Origin of the sequence: Sulfitobacter sp. UBA1132 (genome assembly GCF_002311545.1) — a bacterium.
Lineage (GTDB): Bacteria > Pseudomonadota > Alphaproteobacteria > Rhodobacterales > Rhodobacteraceae > Sulfitobacter > Sulfitobacter pontiacus.
The window spans coordinates 66,179-84,998 of the sequence record NZ_DCAN01000006.1; the positions used below are offsets into that span (position 1 = coordinate 66,179).

Below are 18,820 nucleotides of genomic sequence, written 5' to 3' on the forward strand. Positions count from 1 at the left end.
GGGTGTCATGGAAGATGGCATGCGCTTCGGCCTCGGGTCGAAGAACGGGAGAGGTTTGCCCAATATGGGCGCTGGGTTGGAGCATAAGTTCGCGCGTTTCGACGAGGGGCTTGTGGTGGAGGGCGGCACCGAGATCAGCGGCTATGCCAGCCTGTTCGGGCGGGTCGATCAGGGTGGTGATCTGGTGGCACGGGGGGCTTATGGCGCCTCGCTGGCGGCGGCGGAGGCCGCGGGGCGCCGGATCAAGATGCTATGGCAGCATGATCCGGCACAGCCCATCGGTGTGTGGGACGAGCTGCGCGAGGATGCGCGGGGGCTTTGGGTCAAGGGGCGGCTGCTGGACAGTGTGGCGCGGGGCCGCGAGGCGGCGGCCTTGATCGAGGCAGGGGCGATTGATGGCCTGAGCATCGGCTATCGCACGCAGCGGGCGGCCAAGAATGACGCGGGCCAGCGGGTGCTGCAGACCCTGGACCTGTGGGAGGTGTCGCTGGTGACCTTTCCCATGCTCCCCACGGCGCGGATCGCGGCCAAAGGGGATTTTATCGCCATCGGAGACGTCTTGCGCGGCATGGCCGGTGTCTTTGACGAGGCGCGGCGGAATTTGAAACGGAACGGAGGGTAAGCGGATGGAACGACACGAGGATGACATGGGCACCGAGCCCCGAGGCGCGGTCGAGGAGATGCGCCGCGCTGTGGGTGGATTTGTGCAGAATTTCAAAGGGTTTCAGGACGAGATGACGACCAAGTTGCAACAAACAGAAGAGCGAATGACTATGTTGGATCGAAAGATGACTTTGCCGGCGCGCACACCATTGGCGGGGGCTGTAGAGACGGGCGCGCCGCATCAGAAGGCGCTGCATGCCTATATCCGCAACGGCGACGACGACGGGTTGCGCGGGCTTGAGCTGGAGAGCAAGGCGCTGTCGGCGGCGGTGAATTCGGATGGTGGCTATCTGGTGGACCCGCAGACCTCGGATCGGGTGAAATCGGTGTTGAATGCCACGGCCTCTATCCGGGCGATTGCGTCGGTGGTGCAGGTCGAGGCGACCTCTTACGACGTGCTGGTGGATCATGCGGATGTGGGTGCCGGTTGGGCGACAGAAACGGGGGCCGTGTCCGAGACCGATACGCCGCAGATCGACCGGATTACCATCCCGCTGCACGAGTTGAGCGCGCTGCCCAAAGCTTCGCAGCGGTTGCTGGATGACAGTGCCTTTGACATCGAAGCCTGGTTGGCCGGGCGGATCGCCGATAAATTCTCGCGGGCAGAGGCCGCGGCCTTTATCCACGGGGACGGGATCGACAAGCCCAAGGGGTTTCTGGCCCATGCCACGGTTGACAATGTGATCTGGGAGTGGGGCAATCTGGGCTATGTGCCCACCGGTGTCGCAGGCGAGATCACGGCGGATGCCGTGGTTGATCTGGTCTATGCGCTTGGGGCGCAGTACCGCGCGCAGGCGAGTTTTGTTATGAGCTCGAAGACCGCGGGCATTGTGCGCAAGCTCAAGGATCTGGACGGGCGGTTCCTGTGGTCTGACGGGATGACGCAGGGCCAGCCCGCGCGGCTGATGGGCTATCCGGTGCTGGTGGCCGAGGACATGCCCGATGTGGCGGCGGATTCATTCTCGGTCGCCTTCGGGGATTTTGCCGCCGGTTACACCGTGGCGGAACGGCCCGACCTGCGGATCCTGCGCGATCCCTTCAGCGCCAAGCCGCATGTGCTGTTCTATGCCACCAAACGGGTGGGCGGCGACGTGAGCGACTTTGCCGCGATCAAGCTGCTGAAATTCGGCACCGCCTAAGGCGCGGGGTCGAATAGGGGGCTGGCGGTGGCTGGCCCCATCCCCCCGGACGCGCCGTAATGCGCCGGGTGCATTGCCTAGCTGCTGCCTCCGACCGAGCGATGCAGTCGGGGTGCGCGTTCGGGGGGCTTTGGCGGGCTAGATTTGGAGCGATGAGATGTTGATCGAAGAGACAGGGGTGGCGGAGGCCGATCTGCCGCTGGAGCCGTTCAAGGCGCATTTGCGGATGGGTAGCGGTTTTGGCACCGAGACGGTACAAGAGCCCGTATTGGCGAGCTTTCTGCGTGCCGCCATTGCCGCGATTGAGACGCGCACGTCCAAGGCGCTGATCTCGCGGTTGTTTACCATGACCGTGCAAGAGTGGGCGGACCCGCAGGCGCAGGCTTTGCCCGTGGGGCCGGTCCGGCAGATCGTGAGCGTCACCTTGGTGTCGCGGGATGCGATGGAGACGGTAATCGAGCCGCAGCGCTATTGGCTGGTGCGCGATATGCAGGCTCCGTTGTTGAAACCATCAGGGGCGATGTTGCCGTTCATTCCGCCGCAAGGGTCGGTGGAGGTCTTGTTCGAGGCGGGGCTTGGGGAAAGCTGGGGCGCTGTGCCCGCGGATTTGCAGCAGGCGGTGCTGATGCTGGCGGCGCATTACTATGAATACCGCCACGAGACCCGCCTTGGGGACGGCTGCATGCCCTTTGGGGTGAGCAGCCTGATCGAGCGCTACCGCCCGCTGCGGATCGGTTTGGGGGCACGCGCATGAGCCGGCTGTCGTTGAGCCGCCGCTTGGTGTTGGAGGCGCAGGTGCCTCAGCCTGATGGCGCGGGCGGAGAGAGCCGGAGCTGGGTGCGTGTGGGGGAACTCTGGGCGGATGTTACGGCGCGGCAGGGCCGGCGTTTGGGGCGTGGCGGTATTGCGGTGAGCCGCGGGGTCTATGTGGTGACGGTACGCGGTGCGCCAGTGGGCGATCCCGCGCGCCCCTTGCCGCTGCAGCGCTTTCGGGAGGGCACACGGGTCTATCAGATCCAGTCGGTGGCCGAGCAGGACGCACAGGGGCGGTATCTGGCCTGCCTGACCCATGAGGAGGTGGCGGTATGAGCTATGGCATGGGGTTTGCCCTGCAACAGGCGGTCTTTGGCGTGTTGAGCACGGATCAGGAGATCACGGCGCTGGTGGGGGATGCGGTTTTTGATGCGGCTCCTGCCGGAGAGGTGCCGGCGCTGTATGTGCAGCTGGGGTCCGAAGCGGTGCGCGATGCCTCTGACGGGACGGGCGGCGGGGCGGAGCATCGGTTCACGGTTCTTGTCGTCACGCATCATGCGGGGTTCGCCCCTGCGAAACAGGTGGCCGCTGCGGTGAGTGATGCGTTGGTCGGTGGGCAGTTTGGCCTGAGCCGCGGGCGGCTGGTGAGCTTGCGGTTCGAGCGGGCCGTCGCACGACAGGTCGGGGCGGATGCGCGCCGCCAGATAGAGATGCGGTTCAGGGCGCGGGTTCAGGACAGCTGAGCCGAGGTTTCAGGAAATTAACAGGAGAGTGGATATGGCTGTTCAAGCGGGCAAAGACCTTTTGGTCAAGGTGGACATGACGAGCGATGGTCAGTTCGAAACGATCGCGGGGCTGCGGGCCACGCGGGTGAGCTTTAACGCGGAGCCGGTTGAGGTGACCTCGCTTGACAGTGAGGGGGGCTGGCGGGAGCTGCTGGCGGGCGCGGGCGTCCGATCTGCCGCAATCAGCGGGTCGGGTGTGTTTCGCGATGCGGGCACGGATGAACGCGCGCGGCAGTTGTTCTTTGACGGGCTGACGCCGGATTTTCAGATCGTGATCCCCAGCTTCGGCATTATCGAGGGGCCGTTCCAGGTGGCGGCCATTGAGTATGGCGGGTCGCTGAATGGGGAGGCGACCTATGAGCTGAGCTTGCAATCCGCGGGGCAGCTGAGCTTTACCGCGGATACGGCAGACGCGCCCGAGAGCGGGGTCTGATCATGGTGAACCGGTGGCGAGGGGATGTGGCGCTGGTGGTGAATGGTCAGCGACGCGTGGCACGGCTGACCCTGGGGGCCTTGGCCGAGCTGGAGGAGACGCTGGAGGAGCCGTCTCTGGTGGCTTTGGTCGAGCGGTTCGAGGGGCATCGGTTCAGCAGTCGGGATGTGCTGTTGCTGTTGGCCGCGGGCCTGCGTGCAGGGGGGACTGAGGTAAGTGCCGAGACGCTTGCGCAAGCCGAGATCGAGGGCGGGCCGGTTGCCGCCTCTCAGGCCGCCGCAGAGCTTTTGGCGCGTGCCTTTGTTGTGCCGGTATGAGCGTGCCGCCCAAGAGGACCACGACAGAGACCGCGCCGGGGATGGACTGGGCCGCGCTACTGCGGGCGGGGCTGAGGGGGTTGACGCTGACGCCCGACGCATTCTGGGCGCTCACGCCGGCAGAGCTGCAACTGATGCTGGGGAGCGAGGCGGGGCGGGCTCCGCTGTTGGGGGATGGATTGGCAGCCTTGATGGCGGCTTATCCCGATAGGCAGAGAGAGGAGGACTGATGGCACAGGATGATACATTCGAGGGGCTAGAGGATGGCGCAGAGCGGTTGAATGAGACGCTTGGCGCGACGGCCACGCTGGTGGCTGGCTTCGATGCCGAACTGCGCCGCATGCGCAGCGCATTGGCCGCGACAGGCAAGGATGTCGCGACGTTAGAGAAGGGGCTGAGCCGTGGATTGCGCAAGGCCTTTGATGGTGTCGCGTTTGACGGGATGAAACTGTCGGATGCCCTGTCCACCGTGGCGCGGTCGATGGTGAACACGACGTATAACGCGGCGATGAAGCCGGTGTCCGATCACGTCGGCGGGCTGATCAGTCAAGGTGTGGGATCACTGGTGCAGGGAATACTTCCCTTTGCCGACGGGGCACCGTTTTCCCAAGGACGTGTGATGCCTTTTGCCCAAGGGGGGATTGTCAGCACCGCGACAGGCTTTGGCATGCGCGGGGGGATGGGGCTGATGGGCGAGGCCGGACCGGAGGCGATCATGCCCTTGGCGCGGGGGCCGGACGGTAAGCTGGGTGTCAAAGGGGGCGCGAGCGGCGGGACGACCGTGGTCATGAATATCACCACCCCTGATGTGCAGGGATTCCAACGCAGTCAAAGCCAGATCGCCGCTCAGCTGAGCCGCGCGCTGAACGCTGGCAACCGTAACCGCTAGGGGAGCAAGCCGATGAATTTTCACGATGTCAGATTTCCACCCAGCCTGAGCTTTGGATCCCTCGGAGGGCCGCAACGCCGTACCGATGTGGTGACGCTCGCCAACGGGTATGAGGAGCGCAACACCCCCTGGGCCCATTCACGCCGTGTGTATGATGCGGGGCTGGGGATGCGCTCTATCGACGATATCCAAGCGCTCACGGGGTTCTTCGAGGCGCGTATGGGGCAGATGTACGGGTTTCGCTGGAAGGATTGGGCGGATTTCAAATCCTGTGCCTCTTCGGTCGGGGTCACGTTCGAGGATCAGAGCCTTGGCTTCGGGGATGGTGTTCGGACGGACTATCAACTGGTCAAGACCTATAGCTCGGGCGGGCATAGCTATGTCAGGCCTATTACCAAGCCGGTTGCCGGAACCGTGCGTGTGGGGATAGAGCAGGACGCCCTGCAAGAGGGGAGCGACTATGAGGTTGATCTGAGCACGGGCATCATCCGTTTCGCCCATGCGCCGGACCCCGAGATGCAGGTGTCGGCGGGGTTTGAATTCGACGTGCCTGTCCGCTTTGACACGGATCGCATTCTGGTCAGCGTTGCCAGCTTTCAGGCGGGGCAGGTGCCGGATGTGCCTGTGATCGAGGTGCGGGTATGAGCGGGGCGGGCAAGGACGCGGTGTTGGCGCATGCGCGCACGGGTCTGACGACGCTGTGCACGGCCTGGGCAATCCGGCGGCGGGACGGGGTGACGCTCGCGTTTACCGACCATGATCAGCCGCTCGACTTTGATGGATTGGCGTTTCGTGCGGATAGCGGGCTGAGTGCGCGGGCCTTGGCGCAGAGCACGGGGCTGTCGGTGGATAACACAGAGGCGCTGGGCGCGCTGAGCGATGACGCGATCCGCGAGGACGAGATCGAGCAGGGGCGCTTTGACGGGGCGGAAGTGTGCTGCTGGCGGGTGAACTGGGCCGATGTGACCGCCCGCTGCATGATCTTTCGCGGCACGATTGCCGAGATGCAGCGCGCGGGCGGTGCCTTTCGCGCAGAACTGCGCGGGTTGACCGAGGCGTTGAACCGGCCCTTGGGGCGGGTGTTTCAGAAGCCCTGCACCGCGGTGCTGGGGGATGCGGCCTGCGGGTTTGATCTGGCGACGGCGGGCTATGCCGTGACACTCGCGACGCAGGAGCACGAGGACGGGCGGGTGTTCCGTTGGGAGGGGATCAACGGGTTTGATGACGCATGGTTCGCGCGGGGCCGGCTTGAGGTGCTGGACGGCCCTGCGGCGGGGCTTTGGGGTATGATCAAACACGACCGGGTGCTGGAGGGTCGGCGCGAGGTCGAGCTGTGGGAGCCGATCCGCGGTGCAATCACCGCCGGGCAACGGCTGAGACTGGTGGCAGGCTGCGACAAACGCCACACCACCTGTCGTCTGAAGTTCAACAACCTGCTGAACTTTCAGGGCTTCCCTGATGTGCCGAGCGCGGATTGGATGATGGCGGTGCCGAAATCCTCGGGTAGCAATACCGGCGGATCGTTAAGATGAGCGCGCGCGGGACCGCCGTAGTGTCTGCGGCGCGGGTATGGATCGGTACGCCCTACGTGCATCAGGCGGCGCGCAAGGGGGCGGGCTGTGACTGCCTTGGCCTGTTGCGCGGTATCTGGCGCGAGGTGATGGGGGAGGAGCCCGAGGCGATCCCTTCCTATTCAATGGACTGGTCAGAACCACAGGGGGACGAGCGGCTTTGGCGCGCTGCGCTACGTCACCTCTCGCCCAAAGTCCTGATCGATGAGGCCCCCGGTGACGTGCTGCTGTTCCGGATGCGCAGCGGGGCGGTGGCGAAACATCTGGGCGTGGCGGCAGAGGTCGGCGCGCAGGCGAGCTTTATCCACGGCTACAGCGGGCATGGGGTGACGGAAAGCCCGCTGAGCCTGCCGTGGCGCAGGCGCATTGTGGCGCGTTTTGAATTCCCGGCGGAGGCGATCTGATGGCGACGATACTTCTTTCAACCGCAGGTGCGGCGATTGGCGGCTCTGTCGGGGGCACATTGGCGGGCTTGTCTTCGGTCGCCATTGGGCGTGCCGTGGGGGCGACCCTTGGCCGTGTGATCGACCAGCGGCTGCTGGGGCAAGGGGCACAGGCGGTCGAGACCGGCAAGGTTGACCGCTTTCGTTTGACCCAGGCGGGCGAGGGCGCGGCGATTGCGCAGGTCTATGGCCGGATGCGTGTCGGGGGACAGGTGATCTGGGCCTCGGATTTCGCCGAGACGACGACAGTGACGGGCGGCGGCGGTGGCAAGGGCGCGCCCTCGACCCCGCAGACGACGGAATACAGCTATAGCGTCAGCCTCGCCATCGCCCTGTGCGAAGGGGAGATCACCAGCATTGGCCGGATCTGGGCGGATGGGGAGGAAATCTCGGCCCAAGCGCTGAATATGGCGGTTTATCGCGGGACGCGCGATCAACTGCCCGACCCGACGATTGCCGCGATCGAGGGGGCGGACGCGGTGCCGGCCTATCGTGGCACGGCCTATGTGGTGATGGAGAACCTCGGGCTGGGGCAATTCGGCAACCGCGTGCCGCAGTTTTCCTTCGAGGTGCTGCGTGCAGAGGAACCGGATGCGCCTGCCGCCGACATCAGCGTCACCCATGGGGTTCAAGGTGTCGCGCTGATTCCCGGCACAGGGGAATACGCGTTAGCGACGACTCCGGTGCATTATACCGACGGGCAGGGTGGCCGGTGGAGCGCCAATGTCTCTACCCCCGACGGGCGCAGTGATTTCGCCGCCGCGCTTGAGGATGCCACGCAGGACCTGCCGCAGCTGGCTGCCGCGTCGCTGGTCGTCTCGTGGTTCGGCGATGATCTGCGGTGCGGAGAATGCCGCCTGCGCCCCAAGGTGGAAAGCGCCGAGGACGAGGGCGAAAACATGCCGTGGCAGGTGGCAGGTCTGACCCGAGGCACCGCCGGCGTGATCGCCCGCGAGGACGACCGACCGGTCTATGGCGGCACCCCCACAGATGCCGCGGTGATCGAGGCGATCCATGCCATTCAGGCGGCGGGCAAGGCGGTGATGTTCTACCCGTTCATCCTGATGGACCAGCTAGAAGGGAATGCTTTGCCCGATCCCTATAGCGATGCGGGTACCCAGCCCAAGCTGCCTTGGCGGGGGCGGATCACACTGGCGAAAGCGCCGGGTCAGGCGGGCAGCTCTGACGGGACGCTGAGCGCGCATAACGAGGTGGCGGCGTTCTTTGGCACAGTCACGGCGGCGGATTTTACCGTTGCGGGCGGGCAGGTCATCTATTCCGGACCGCAGGAATGGTCGATGTCGCGGTTCATCCTGCATTATGCCGCCCTGTGCAAAGCCGCAGGCGGGGTAGAGGCCTTCTGCATCGGCACCGAGATGCGCGGGCTGACGCAGATCCGCGGGGCGGGGAACAGCTTTGTCGCGGTGCAGGCGTTTCGCGCGCTGGCCGCAGAGGCGCGGCTGCTTTTGGGCGCGGGCACCAAGATCAGCTATGCCGCGGATTGGTCCGAATATTTCGGCTATCACCCGCAGGATGGCAGCGGCGATGTGTTCTTTCACCTTGATCCGCTGTGGGCCGACGACACTATCGATTTCATCGGTATCGACAATTATATGCCGCTGTCCGATTGGCGCGACGGTACAGATCATCTGGACGCGCAGCAAAGCGACAGCATTTATGCTCTCGACTATCTGGCGGGTAATGTTGCGGGGGGCGAAGGGTTTGACTGGTATTACCATTCGCCCGAGGCGCGCGCGGCGCAACGCCGTACGCCGATCACCGATGGCACCCATGGGGAGCCTTGGGTTTACCGTTACAAGGATCTGCGCGGCTGGTGGGAGAACCTGCACCACAATCGTATCGGCGGTGCGCGCGCAGCAGAGCCGACGGGCTGGCTGCCAAGGTCCAAGCCCATCTGGTTTACGGAATACGGCTGCGCGGCGGTGGACAAGGGGACCAACCAGCCGAATAAGTTTCTTGACCTCAAAAGCTCTGAAAGCAGTTTGCCGCGCTATTCGTCGGGCGCGCGGGATGAGTTGATGCAGATGCAATATCTGCGTGCCGTGGGGGATCATTGGCGGGATCCGGCGCATAATCCGATCTCGGCGGCCTATGGCGGGCCGATGGTGGATATGACCCGCGCCTTTGTTTGGGCCTGGGACACGCGGCCCTATCCTTTCTTTCCCAATAATCGCGCACTGTGGAGCGATGGTCGCAATTACGCCCGTGGGCATTGGCTGAACGGCCGCAGTGCGGCGCTGCCCTTGTCCGAGCTCGTGGCGGCGATCTGCCGTCGTGCTGGTGTTAACGATTTCGATACCTCTGGGCTGTATGGCTATGTCCGCGGCTATGTGGTGGACGAGGTGGCTGATGCGCGCGCGGCGTTGCAGCCGTTGATGCTGCGCTATGGCTTTGATGCGGTGGAACGCGACGGGGTGTTGCGTTTCATCATGCGGGACGGATTGGATGCCGTGCCGCTGAACAGAGAAACGTTGGCTGTTTCGGGTGATCTGGAGGCACCGGTGGAACAGTCCCGTGAGGCAGAGGCGGAACTTTCGGGGCGTCTGCGCTTGCGGTTTGTGCAGGCGGATGGCGATTACGAGGTGATCGCGGAAGAGGCGATCTTGCCTGACGACGCGACCCATGCGGTGGCGATGTCAGAGTTCAATATGGCGCTCACCCGGGCGGAGGGGCACCAGACAGCTGAACGCTGGCTGATAGAGGCGCGTGTGGCACGCGAAGGGGTGCGTCTGGCGTTGCCGCCGTCGATGATGGATGTGGGCGCGGGCGATGTGATTGCCTTGCCGCCAGACGATGGCGAGGGGGAGGCGCTGTACCGTGTGGATCGGGTCGAGATGGGGGAGATGTCTTTGATCGAGGCCGTGCGGATCGAGCCCGAGGTCTATGACCCCGCGCCCTTCGATGACGAATTGGTCGCGTTGAAACCCTTTGTCGCGCCCGTACCGGTGAACGCGCTGTTTCTGGACCTGCCGCTGCTGCGCGGTGACGAGGTGCCCCATGCGCCGCATATTGCGGCCAGCGCACGGCAATGGCCGGGCAATGTCGCGGTCTATGCCTCTGGCGGGGAAACGAATTTCAGGTTGAACACCCTGATGCCCTTGCGCGCGACAATGGGGGTCACGCAAAACGACATGGCCCATGCGCGCCCCGGTGTGGTGGATCGCGGGCAGGCGCTGCAGGTCACGCTGACCAGCGGCGTGTTAGAAAGTGTTGATGAGGCCGATCTGCTGGGCGGGGCCAATCTGGCGGCTATCGGCGACGGCTCTGCCGACCGGTGGGAGGTGTTCCAGTTCGCGCAGGCCGAGCTGATCGCCCCGCAAACCTATCTTCTGCGCGACCGGCTGCGCGGGCAAGCGGGGTCGGATGGGGTGATGCCGGATGTCTGGCCAGCGGGATCGCAGTTTGTGCTGCTCAACACTGTCCCTCGCCAGATCGAGCTGAGCCCGAACCTGTTGCGGATCGCGCAGACCTATCGCATCGGGCCTGCGGGCCGTCCGCTGAACGACCCAAGCTACGTTCAAAAAACCGAGAGCTTTGACGGCACCGGGCTGCGCCCCTATCGGCCCTGCCACCTGCGAATAACAGAAGAGGCGGGGGCGTTGCGGTTTGGCTGGATACGCCGGACGCGGATCAATGGCGACGGGTGGACGGAGTTCGATGTGCCACTGGCCGAGGAAAGCGAGCAATATCAGCTGCGTATCCTGCAAAACGGTGTTGTCCTGCGCGAAGAGCTCGTGGACCGCGCAAGCTGGACCTATACCGCCCAAATGCGCGCAGCTGACGGGGCGGCGGGGCCTGCGTTGATCAGTGTTGCGCAGGTTTCTGCGCTATACGGGGCGGGGACCGCGCTGTTTGGCGAGATCAATTTGTGATAAACTGCGCGTGTAAACCCTTGGCTTTGCGTTTGGCACTTGGGCGGAACCTGCTATATCGTGGGGACAAAGAAGGATGGTCTTATGGCAAATGCACGCACGAATATCGCCACGGTGGATCCGGTTTGGGATCAGATCCAGACGGAAGCACAGAATGCTGTCCGCGATGAGCCGCTGATTGGCGGTTTTGTCCACGCCACGATTCTGCACCATAAATCCATCGAGAAAGCGCTATCCTACCGTATCGCGGCGAAGCTGGCCTCGAATGAAATGTCGATGATGGTGGTCCATGAGATGGTGGAGGAGGCCTTTGCCAGTGATCCTGACCTGATCAAGGCGGCACGGGCCGATCTGGTGGCGATTTACGAGCGTGATCCCGCCTGCCACCGGCTGTTGCAACCGATCCTGTATTTCAAAGGCTATCAGGCCGTGCAGGCCTACCGTGTGGGCCATCACCTGTGGAAACAAGGTAAACGGGATCTGGCCTATTTCGTGCAGATGCGCGTGAGCGAGATTTTTGGCGTCGATATCCACCCCGCCGCGACGATCGGTAAGGGAATCATGATCGACCACGCCCATTCCGTCGTGATTGGCGAAACCGCGGTCGTGGGTGACAATGTGTCGATGCTGCACTCGGTCACTTTGGGCGGGACGGGCAAGGAGGAGCAGGATCGTCACCCGAAGATTGGCAACGGCGTATTGATCGGCGCGGGGGCGAAGGTGTTGGGCAATATTTCTATCGGGCATTGCTCGCGCATTGCGGCGGGGTCTGTCGTGCTGGAATCGGTGCCGCCCTGCAAGACCGTCGCGGGCATCCCTGCGCGCGTTGTCGGTGAAGCGGGCTGCGATCAGCCGTCGGTCTTGATGGACCACATGCTGGGGCCGCAGGGCGAAATTAATATGTAATTTTGGGGCTTGGGGCCGGGCGCCTTAGTCGCGAGGCAAAAAGGCCGGACCCGTCATTGGGGCCGGCCTTTTTTTTGTGAGGCCGGGGGCTGTCTGCCCCCGGACCCCCGAGGATTTGGATCCATTTGGAAGAGGGGTTACGCCAGCATCATCATGGGGTTTTCGAGATTGTCCTTGATGGCGCTGAGCAGCTGCGCGCCCAAGGCACCGTCGATGACGCGGTGATCGACAGAGAGGGTGACGGACATGACCGTGGCGACGGCGAGCTCCCCATCTTTGCCGACGATGGGTTTCTTGACGCCCGCGCCGACGGCCAAAATCGCGCCATGGGGTGGGTTGATGACCGCGTCGAAGTTGTCGATCCCGAACATGCCGAGGTTCGAGATGGCGAAGCTGCCGCCCTGATATTCATGCGGCGCAAGCTTGCGGTCGCGTGCACGGGTGGCGAGGTCTTTCATCTCTGCCGAGAGGGTCGAGAGCGATTTCATCTCGGCGTCTTTCAGCACAGGCGTGAACAGGCCGCCTTCGATGGCCACGGCGACGGCCACATCCGAGGGCTTGAGCTTGAGGATGCGATCACCGGCCCAGACGGCATTGGCGTCAGATACGGTTTGCAGCGCCAGCGCACAGGCCTTGATGATGAAGTCATTGACCGACAGCTTCACGTCGCGGGCTTCGAGTTGTTTGTTCAGCTCACCGCGGAACTTCAGCAGCGCGTCGAGTTCGATATCGCGGCGCAGGTAGAAATGCGGGATCGACTGTTTGGCTTCGGTCAGGCGCGCGGCGATGGTCTTGCGCATGCCGTTGAGGGAGATTTCCTCGAACGCGCGGCCTTCGTAGATTTTCATCACAGCGTCGGCGGAAGGGCCCGCAGCAGGGGCCGCTGTGGCTGCCGGTGCGCTGGCGGTTTGCGTGCTTTCGGCCGGTTTGGCTTTGGTGCTACCGGCGGAGGCTGCCTCCACATCTGCTTTGATAATGCGACCATGCGGGCCAGAGCCGGAGAGTTCGGTCAGGTCCACGCCTTTGTCTGCCGCGATGCGACGGGCCAGCGGTGTCACAAATAGCCGTTTGCCGTCACTGCCCTTGGGCGCGGCGGGGGCGGATTTGCCTGTGTCGTTGGCGTCGCTTTCGCCGCGGCCGTAGCCTTTTTCAGGGGCCGCGTCCTGGTCGGGGGCATCTTCCTTGGCGCTGTCCTTGGCAGCCGGGGCAGGGGCGCTGTCAATGTCTGACGCTTCTTCGCCCTCTTCCAGCAGCACGGCGATGGGGGTGTTCACCTTGACGCCTTCGCTGCCGTCACCGATCAGGATCTTCCCGATGGTGCCTTCGTCGACGGCTTCGAATTCCATCGTCGCCTTGTCGGTTTCAATCTCGCACAGGATATCACCGGAGGAGACGCTATCCCCTTCGGCGACAAGCCATTTCGCCAGCGTGCCTTCTTCCATCGTGGGGCTGAGGGCGGGCATGAGGATTTCTATGGGCATGTGGACCGCTCCTTACTTGTAGGTGACTTTTTTGACCGCCGCGATGACCTCGTCCGTGGTGACAAGCGCCAGTTTTTCGAGGTTTGCGGCATAGGGCATGGGCACATCTTTGCCGGTGCAGTTGATCACCGGTGCGTCCAGATAGTCAAAGGCTTCCTGCATGATCACGCTGGAGATGTAGTTCCCAACGGAGCCTTGTGGCCAGCCCTCTTCGACGGTGACAAGGCGGTTGGTCTTCATCACCGACTTGATGATGCTGGCGGTGTCCATCGGGCGCAGGGTGCGCAGGTCGATGACTTCGGCGTCGATGCCTTCTTCGGCCAGCTTTTCAGCGGCTTCCAGCGCATAGGTCATGCCGATGCCAAAGCTGACGATCGTGACATCCGTGCCCTCGCGCCAGATGCGGGCCTTGCCGAAGGGGACGGTATAATCCTCGACATCGGGCACATCGAAGGATTTGCCGTACATGATTTCATTTTCAAGGAAAACGACGGGGTTGGGGTCGCGGATCGCGGTTTTCATCAAGCCTTTGGCATCGGAGGCAGAGTAGGGCATCGCCACCTTAAGGCCGGGGATCTGCATGTACCACGCGGCGTAATCCTGGCTGTGCTGCGCGCCGACGCGGGCAGCGGCACCGTTTGGCCCGCGGAAGACCATTGGTGCGCCCATCTGACCGCCGGACATATACAGCGTTTTCGCGGCGGAGTTCAGGATGTGGTCGATCGCCTGCATGGCAAAGTTCCAGGTCATGAATTCGACGATGGGGCGCAGCCCGCCAAAGGCAGCACCCACACCGATACCGGCAAACCCGTGTTCGGTGATCGGCGTGTCGATGATCCGCTTGGCCCCGAATTCATCCAGCAAACCCTGGGAGATTTTATAGGCACCTTCGTATTCGGCGACTTCCTCGCCCATCAGGAACACATCTTCGTCACGGCGCATTTCTTCGGCCATGGCATCGCGCAGGGCCTCGCGCACCGTCTGCTGTTTCAGCTTGGTGCCTTCGGGCCAGTCGGGGGTGGTGTCGGTTTCCGGTGCCTTCGGGGCCTCGGCGTCGGGCTTGGCGGCGGCGGGCGCTTTGTCGGCTTTGGCGTCGTCGCTGTCGTCGGCTTTGGTCTGTTCCGCCGGTGCGGCGCTGGACGCGCTGTCGATGTCAGAGGCGTCTTCGCCTTCTTCCAGCAGCACGGCAATGGGGGTGTTGACCTTGACGCCTTCGGTGCCGGCGTCGATCAAGATCTTGCCGATGGTGCCTTCGTCGACGGCTTCGAATTCCATCGTGGCCTTGTCGGTTTCGATCTCGGCCATGATGTCACCCGAGGACACGGTGTCGCCCTCTTTGACCAGCCATTTGGCAAGCGTGCCTTCTTCCATTGTGGGGCTCAGTGCGGGCATGAGAATTTCGATTGCCATGGTTCAAGCCTCCTGTGGGACTTCGGTTGCGTAGATATCTGTCCAAAGCTCTTCCGCCGCGGGTTCGGGGCTTTCTTTGGCAAACTCCGCGCTTGCGTTAACGATTTCCTTGATCTCTTTGTCGATCGCTTTCAGATCGTCCTCGCTGGCGTGTTTATGTTCCAGCAGGATGTTGCGCACCTGTTCGATGGGGTCGCGTTCGTCGCGCATTTTCTGCACTTCTTCGCGGGTCCGGTATTTGGCCGGGTCCGACATCGAATGCCCGCGGTAGCGGTATGTCTTGATTTCCAGAATATAGGGGCCGTCGCCCGAGCGGCAGTGTTTCACCGCGCGTTCGCCCGCGTCCTTGACCGCCAGCACATCCATGCCATCCACCGCTTCGCCGGGGATGCCGAAAGCCTTGCCGCGTTCCCAGATTTCAGCGCTGGAGGTAGAGCGCTGCTGCGAGGTGCCCATGGCATATTGGTTGTTTTCGATGATGAAAATCACCGGCAGTTTCCACAGGGCGGCCATGTTGAACGTCTCGTAGACCTGACCCTGGTTCGCGGCACCATCCCCGAAATAGGTAAAGGTAACGTTGTCGTTGCCCTTATACTTGTCCGCAAAGGCGATGCCCGCGCCAAGGGGCACGTTCGCGCCCACGATGCCGTGGCCGCCGTAGAATTTCTTTTCCTTAGAGAACATATGCATAGACCCGCCCTTACCGCGGGAATAGCCGCCTTCGCGGCCGGTGAGTTCGGCCATCACCCCGTCGGGGTTCATGCCGCAGGCCAGCATATGCCCGTGGTCGCGGTAGGTGGTGATGCGGCTGTCGCCGTCCTTGGCCGTGGCTTCAAGCCCGACAACCACCGCTTCTTGTCCGATATACAGGTGGCAAAAACCACCGATCAGCCCCATGCCGTAAAGCTGGCCCGCTTTTTCCTCGAACCGCCGGATCAGCAGCATATCGCGGTAATAGGCCTTGAGCTCTTCGGCGCTGGCGTTTGTCTTTTTCGTCGGTTTCTGGGCAGCCATGGGGCAATTCCTCCGTAGTTTGTCCCGCGCACGCGCAAAATAGTTTAGCGTTAAACTATCTCTTATCGGATTCGAGCAATGATGGCGAGAGGCATTTACAGGTCACGCAATACCCTGCTGGCGGGACATGAATTTTTTATGACGCTGCGGGGGATTATGCCGGATGATGCGCGGGTATCAGCGGATCACGATTTCGTCGGCGCGGATCATCCCCAGCACCTTGCGGGTCTGCTCGTCCAGCAGGTCGAGATCAAGATATTCGTCAGACAGACGATGGGTCAGGTTCTCCATCCGCGCCACATCGATCTGCACCTGTGCAAGCTGTACCCGCAGATCCTGAGCTTCGGCCACGATCTCGGCGCGGCGGAACAGGCCGTAGTTCCCCTGAATCGCTGCGAAGGCGAAATAGAGGCTCAGCGCGAAGGCGATCGCGAAAAACAAGAGAGTGCCAAAAGCGGGTTTGCTGCTGCGGTTCATGTATCTGCCTTTAATCGTCTCTTAGTGGACGTTCCCCCAGTATGACACAGGTGATTCGCGAAGGGAATCCCTTGTCTTGCGATTGGCAAGAAAATGTTCATCTTTTTAGGGGGTTGGGCAAGGATGTCGCATATCTTTCCCGCCAGTCGTATGGCTGTGCCACGACTGGCGGGGATAAGGTCAGGCGTCTAGGGCGGCGACGCCGGGGAGGGTCTTGCCTTCCATCCATTCGAGAAAGGCACCGCCCGCGGTGGAGATATAGGTGAAATCATCCGCCGCACCTGCCTGGTTCAATGCGGCCACGGTGTCGCCACCGCCCGCCACAGAGATCAGCGCGCCGTCGAGTGTCAGCTCAGCCGCTGCCTTGGCCGCGGCGACGGTTGCGGTGTCGAAGGGGGCGATCTCGAACGCGCCCATGGGGCCATTCCAGATCAGGGTTTTCAGGCCGTCAAACGCGTCTTTGACCAGTTCAACTGTCTTTGGGCCTGCGTCCAGTACCATCTGGTCCGCTGCCAGTACGGTATCGGCCCCAAGGGCTGCGACCTCATGCGCGGCATGGGCGGCGAACTCACGCGCGACAAGCCCATCTACGGGCAGCAGGACGCGGCAGCCGGCCTTTTCGGCCTGTGCCAGAATATCCTTGGCGGTGTCGTAAAAATCGGGTTCAGACAGGGACTTGCCCAGATCAGCGCCCTGCGCGCCCAGAAACGTATTGGCCATGCCGCCCCCGATCACCAACAGATCCAGCCGGTTCACGAGGTTTTCCAACAGCTCGATCTTGGTCGATACTTTGGCACCGCCCACCACCGCGCCCACGGGGCGTTTCGGAGTGGCCAGCGCGGCCTCAAGCGCCGAAAGCTCGGCCTGCATCAAACGGCCCGCACAAGAGGGCAAGAGCCGCGCGACCCCTTCGGTCGACGCATGGGCACGGTGCGCGGCAGAGAAGGCATCGTTGCAATAGATATCGCCCAAACCGGCCAGACGTTTGGCAAAATCGGGGTCGTTCTCGGTCTCGCCCGGATAGAAACGGATGTTTTCGAGCAGCAATACATCGGCGGCGTTGATCTCTTCGGTGCCCGTCTCGGCAGCCTCGAGCGTTTCGGCCAGCACGACTTTGCGGCCCAAGGCAGCCTCGAGCGCGGGGAGGACGACACGCAGGCTCAGATCCTGCACGCGTTTGCCCTTGGGGCGGCCAAAATGCGCCAGCAACACAGGGGTGCCACCTTGTTCCAGAATGTCGCGCAGGGTGGGGATGATCCGCTGGATGCGGGTGTCGTCCGTCACCTTGCCGTTTTCAACCGGCACGTTGATATCCACGCGCACCAGAACCCGCTTGCCGCGCAGGTCCATGTCATCCAATGCTTTCCAGCCCATCTTGTCCCTCGTGTAAAACCACAATTCCCGTCGTGTTTTGCCGTTATTGCCGTCAGGGTCAATGGACCCGCTTGGCAATTGCGCTTGCACGTCCTAGGTAATTGCCAACGAAATTCTTAAAGGAGACCGGCATGGCCGAGATCAAAGACCCCGAAAACACGATCCTGATGGAACTGAAGGGCGGCACTGTCACCATCCAGCTGTTGCCAGATGTGGCCCCCAAACACGTAGAGCGTATGAAGGAACTGGCCCGCGCCGGTAAATACGACAACGTGGCCTTTCACCGCGTGATCGAAGGGTTCATGGCGCAGACGGGCGACGTGGCCAACGGCAACATGGAAGACAATTTCAACCTGCGCGCCGCGGGGACCGGTGGGTCGGACATGCCGAACCTGCCAGCCGAATTCTCCAAAGTGCCACATGCCCGTGGCAGCATCGGTGCGGCGCGTTCCGCCAACCCCGATAGCGCGAACAGCCAGTTCTTCATCAACTTCAAAGACAACGACTTCTTGAACGGTCAGTACACTGTTTACGGTCAGGTCATCTCGGGGATGGAGCATGTCGACGCGATCACCCGTGGCGAGCCTCCAGCGAACCCTGATCGCATGATCAGCGTCAAGGTTGCCGCTGATGCGTAATCTGATTGCAGCAGGCGTTGCTTCTGCCGTGATGGCAGGGGCGGCTTTTGCGGATGGTCTGGCGATCACCGTGGATGGCGAAGCGCAAGGCACCATCAAGATCGATCTGGCCGAAGATGTGGCCCCCGCGCATGTGGCACGGCTGAAAGAGCTGGCCGAAGCAGGGGCATACGATGGCGTGGTGTTTCACCGCGTGATCGACGGTTTCATGGCGCAGACCGGTGACGTCGAATTTGGCAAGGCTGGTGGGGACACAGGCCGCGCGGGCATGGGAGGTTCCGACCTGCCCGATCTGCCTGCCGAATTCTCGGACATCCCCTTTGACCGCGGTGTCGTCGGCATGGCTCGCAGCCAGAGCCCGGATTCCGCGAACTCGCAGTTCTTTATCATGTTTGACCAGGGGCACTTCCTGAACGGGCAATATACCGTTGTGGGCAAAGTGACCGAAGGGCTGGACGTGCTGGACGCGATCAAGCGTGGGACCGGCGGCAACGGCGCTGTCACCGGCACACCCGACCGTATGGTCGAGGTCAAGGTGACCGAATAATCATCGCGTAGGGCAGGGGCGCTTGCTCCTTTGCCCCGCTTTGGTCGCGCAGCACTTCGCAGTCGAAGATTTTGATATCACAACGTA

The 18,820-nt window shown here is 62.7% G+C and carries 21 protein-coding genes; 16 read left to right on the plus strand and 5 right to left on the minus strand.

Going from position 1 to position 18,820, the window contains the following annotated elements; translation table 11 throughout:
- Positions 1 to 7: 7 nt before the first annotated feature.
- The 14 genes from B4F27_RS04135 to cysE all read left to right on the plus strand — a co-directional run bounded on the left by B4F27_RS04135 (position 8) and on the right by cysE (position 11,792).
- Entirely contained in the window at positions 8 to 622 is a 615-nt protein-coding gene (locus tag B4F27_RS04135; RefSeq protein WP_286758938.1) for an HK97 family phage prohead protease, read from the plus strand.
- Positions 623 to 626: 4 nt separating this feature from the next.
- Positions 627 to 1,802: a phage major capsid protein gene (locus B4F27_RS04140; protein WP_074635101.1), complete on the plus strand. Its 1,176-nt coding sequence runs from the start codon at positions 627 to 629 to the stop codon at positions 1,800 to 1,802.
- A gap of 157 nt (positions 1,803 to 1,959) precedes the next feature.
- Positions 1,960 to 2,556, plus strand: a complete 597-nt coding sequence (locus B4F27_RS04145) for a head-tail connector protein (RefSeq protein ID WP_286758939.1) — start codon at positions 1,960 to 1,962, stop codon at positions 2,554 to 2,556.
- On the plus strand, positions 2,553 to 2,891 hold the full coding sequence (locus B4F27_RS04150) for a head-tail adaptor protein (RefSeq protein WP_286758940.1): 339 nt from the start codon (positions 2,553 to 2,555) through the stop codon (positions 2,889 to 2,891). Before B4F27_RS04145 ends, B4F27_RS04150 begins: the two co-directional genes overlap by 4 nt.
- Positions 2,888 to 3,298 carry a DUF3168 domain-containing protein gene (locus tag B4F27_RS04155; protein ID WP_286758941.1) on the plus strand — a complete coding sequence of 137 codons (411 nt, stop codon included), beginning with the start codon at positions 2,888 to 2,890 and terminating at the stop codon, positions 3,296 to 3,298. The genes B4F27_RS04150 and B4F27_RS04155 overlap by 4 nt, the downstream gene beginning before the upstream one ends.
- 34 nt (positions 3,299 to 3,332) lie before the next feature.
- Positions 3,333 to 3,773, plus strand: coding sequence for a phage major tail protein, TP901-1 family (locus B4F27_RS04160; RefSeq protein WP_286758942.1), 441 nt, complete (start codon positions 3,333 to 3,335; stop codon positions 3,771 to 3,773).
- A gap of 2 nt (positions 3,774 to 3,775) precedes the next feature.
- Positions 3,776 to 4,090 carry a GTA-gp10 family protein gene (locus B4F27_RS04165; RefSeq protein ID WP_074635097.1) on the plus strand — a complete coding sequence of 105 codons (315 nt, stop codon included), beginning with the start codon at positions 3,776 to 3,778 and terminating at the stop codon, positions 4,088 to 4,090.
- Positions 4,087 to 4,320 carry a rcc01693 family protein gene (locus tag B4F27_RS04170; protein WP_180827551.1) on the plus strand — a complete coding sequence of 78 codons (234 nt, stop codon included), beginning with the start codon at positions 4,087 to 4,089 and terminating at the stop codon, positions 4,318 to 4,320. The genes B4F27_RS04165 and B4F27_RS04170 overlap by 4 nt, the downstream gene beginning before the upstream one ends.
- Positions 4,320 to 4,979 (plus strand): phage tail tape measure protein, encoded by a 660-nt coding sequence (locus B4F27_RS04175; RefSeq protein ID WP_286758943.1) that lies wholly within the window; start codon positions 4,320 to 4,322, stop codon positions 4,977 to 4,979. The genes B4F27_RS04170 and B4F27_RS04175 overlap by 1 nt, the downstream gene beginning before the upstream one ends.
- Before the next feature lie 12 nt (positions 4,980 to 4,991).
- Entirely contained in the window at positions 4,992 to 5,624 is a 633-nt protein-coding gene (locus tag B4F27_RS04180) for a DUF2460 domain-containing protein (protein ID WP_286758944.1), read from the plus strand.
- The gene (locus tag B4F27_RS04185) at positions 5,621 to 6,511 is read left to right on the plus strand and encodes a DUF2163 domain-containing protein (RefSeq protein WP_286758945.1); all 891 of its coding nucleotides are present in this window, start codon (positions 5,621 to 5,623) and stop codon (positions 6,509 to 6,511) included. Before B4F27_RS04180 ends, B4F27_RS04185 begins: the two co-directional genes overlap by 4 nt.
- Complete coding sequence (locus tag B4F27_RS04190) at positions 6,508 to 6,954, plus strand: peptidase (protein ID WP_286758946.1); 447 nt, start codon at positions 6,508 to 6,510, stop codon at positions 6,952 to 6,954. The genes B4F27_RS04185 and B4F27_RS04190 overlap by 4 nt, the downstream gene beginning before the upstream one ends.
- Positions 6,954 to 10,886 carry a baseplate multidomain protein megatron gene (locus B4F27_RS04195; protein WP_286758947.1) on the plus strand — a complete coding sequence of 1,311 codons (3,933 nt, stop codon included), beginning with the start codon at positions 6,954 to 6,956 and terminating at the stop codon, positions 10,884 to 10,886. The genes B4F27_RS04190 and B4F27_RS04195 overlap by 1 nt, the downstream gene beginning before the upstream one ends.
- 84 nt (positions 10,887 to 10,970) lie before the next feature.
- On the plus strand, positions 10,971 to 11,792 hold the full coding sequence (gene cysE, locus B4F27_RS04200; RefSeq protein WP_074635090.1) for a serine O-acetyltransferase: 822 nt from the start codon (positions 10,971 to 10,973) through the stop codon (positions 11,790 to 11,792).
- Between the two features lie 137 nt (positions 11,793 to 11,929).
- Here cysE and B4F27_RS04205 read toward each other — a convergent pair whose 3' ends face one another.
- The 5 genes from B4F27_RS04205 to B4F27_RS04225 all read right to left on the minus strand — a co-directional run bounded on the left by B4F27_RS04205 (position 11,930) and on the right by B4F27_RS04225 (position 17,548).
- A complete protein-coding gene (locus tag B4F27_RS04205; RefSeq protein WP_286758948.1) occupies positions 11,930 to 13,273 on the minus strand; it encodes a pyruvate dehydrogenase complex dihydrolipoamide acetyltransferase in 1,344 nt (447 codons plus the stop codon).
- 12 nt (positions 13,274 to 13,285) lie between these two features.
- Positions 13,286 to 14,683 carry a pyruvate dehydrogenase complex E1 component subunit beta gene (locus B4F27_RS04210; protein WP_286758949.1) on the minus strand — a complete coding sequence of 466 codons (1,398 nt, stop codon included), beginning with the start codon at positions 14,681 to 14,683 and terminating at the stop codon, positions 13,286 to 13,288.
- Positions 14,684 to 14,686: 3 nt separating this feature from the next.
- Entirely contained in the window at positions 14,687 to 15,697 is a 1,011-nt protein-coding gene (pdhA, locus tag B4F27_RS04215; RefSeq protein WP_005852939.1) for a pyruvate dehydrogenase (acetyl-transferring) E1 component subunit alpha, read from the minus strand.
- A 177-nt stretch (positions 15,698 to 15,874) separates the two neighbouring features.
- Positions 15,875 to 16,174: an FtsB family cell division protein gene (locus B4F27_RS04220; RefSeq protein WP_005852941.1), complete on the minus strand. Its 300-nt coding sequence runs from the start codon at positions 16,172 to 16,174 to the stop codon at positions 15,875 to 15,877.
- Between the two features lie 180 nt (positions 16,175 to 16,354).
- Positions 16,355 to 17,548, minus strand: coding sequence for a phosphoglycerate kinase (locus tag B4F27_RS04225; RefSeq protein ID WP_286758950.1), 1,194 nt, complete (start codon positions 17,546 to 17,548; stop codon positions 16,355 to 16,357).
- Positions 17,549 to 17,679: 131 nt separating this feature from the next.
- On the opposite strand from B4F27_RS04225, the gene B4F27_RS04230 reads away from it, so the two are divergent.
- Both B4F27_RS04230 and B4F27_RS04235 read left to right on the plus strand, forming a co-directional pair.
- Positions 17,680 to 18,186 carry a peptidylprolyl isomerase gene (locus tag B4F27_RS04230; RefSeq protein WP_009826761.1) on the plus strand — a complete coding sequence of 169 codons (507 nt, stop codon included), beginning with the start codon at positions 17,680 to 17,682 and terminating at the stop codon, positions 18,184 to 18,186.
- Positions 18,179 to 18,733, plus strand: a complete 555-nt coding sequence (locus tag B4F27_RS04235; RefSeq protein ID WP_064216830.1) for a peptidylprolyl isomerase — start codon at positions 18,179 to 18,181, stop codon at positions 18,731 to 18,733. The genes B4F27_RS04230 and B4F27_RS04235 overlap by 8 nt, the downstream gene beginning before the upstream one ends.
- Positions 18,734 to 18,820 lie beyond the last annotated feature (87 nt).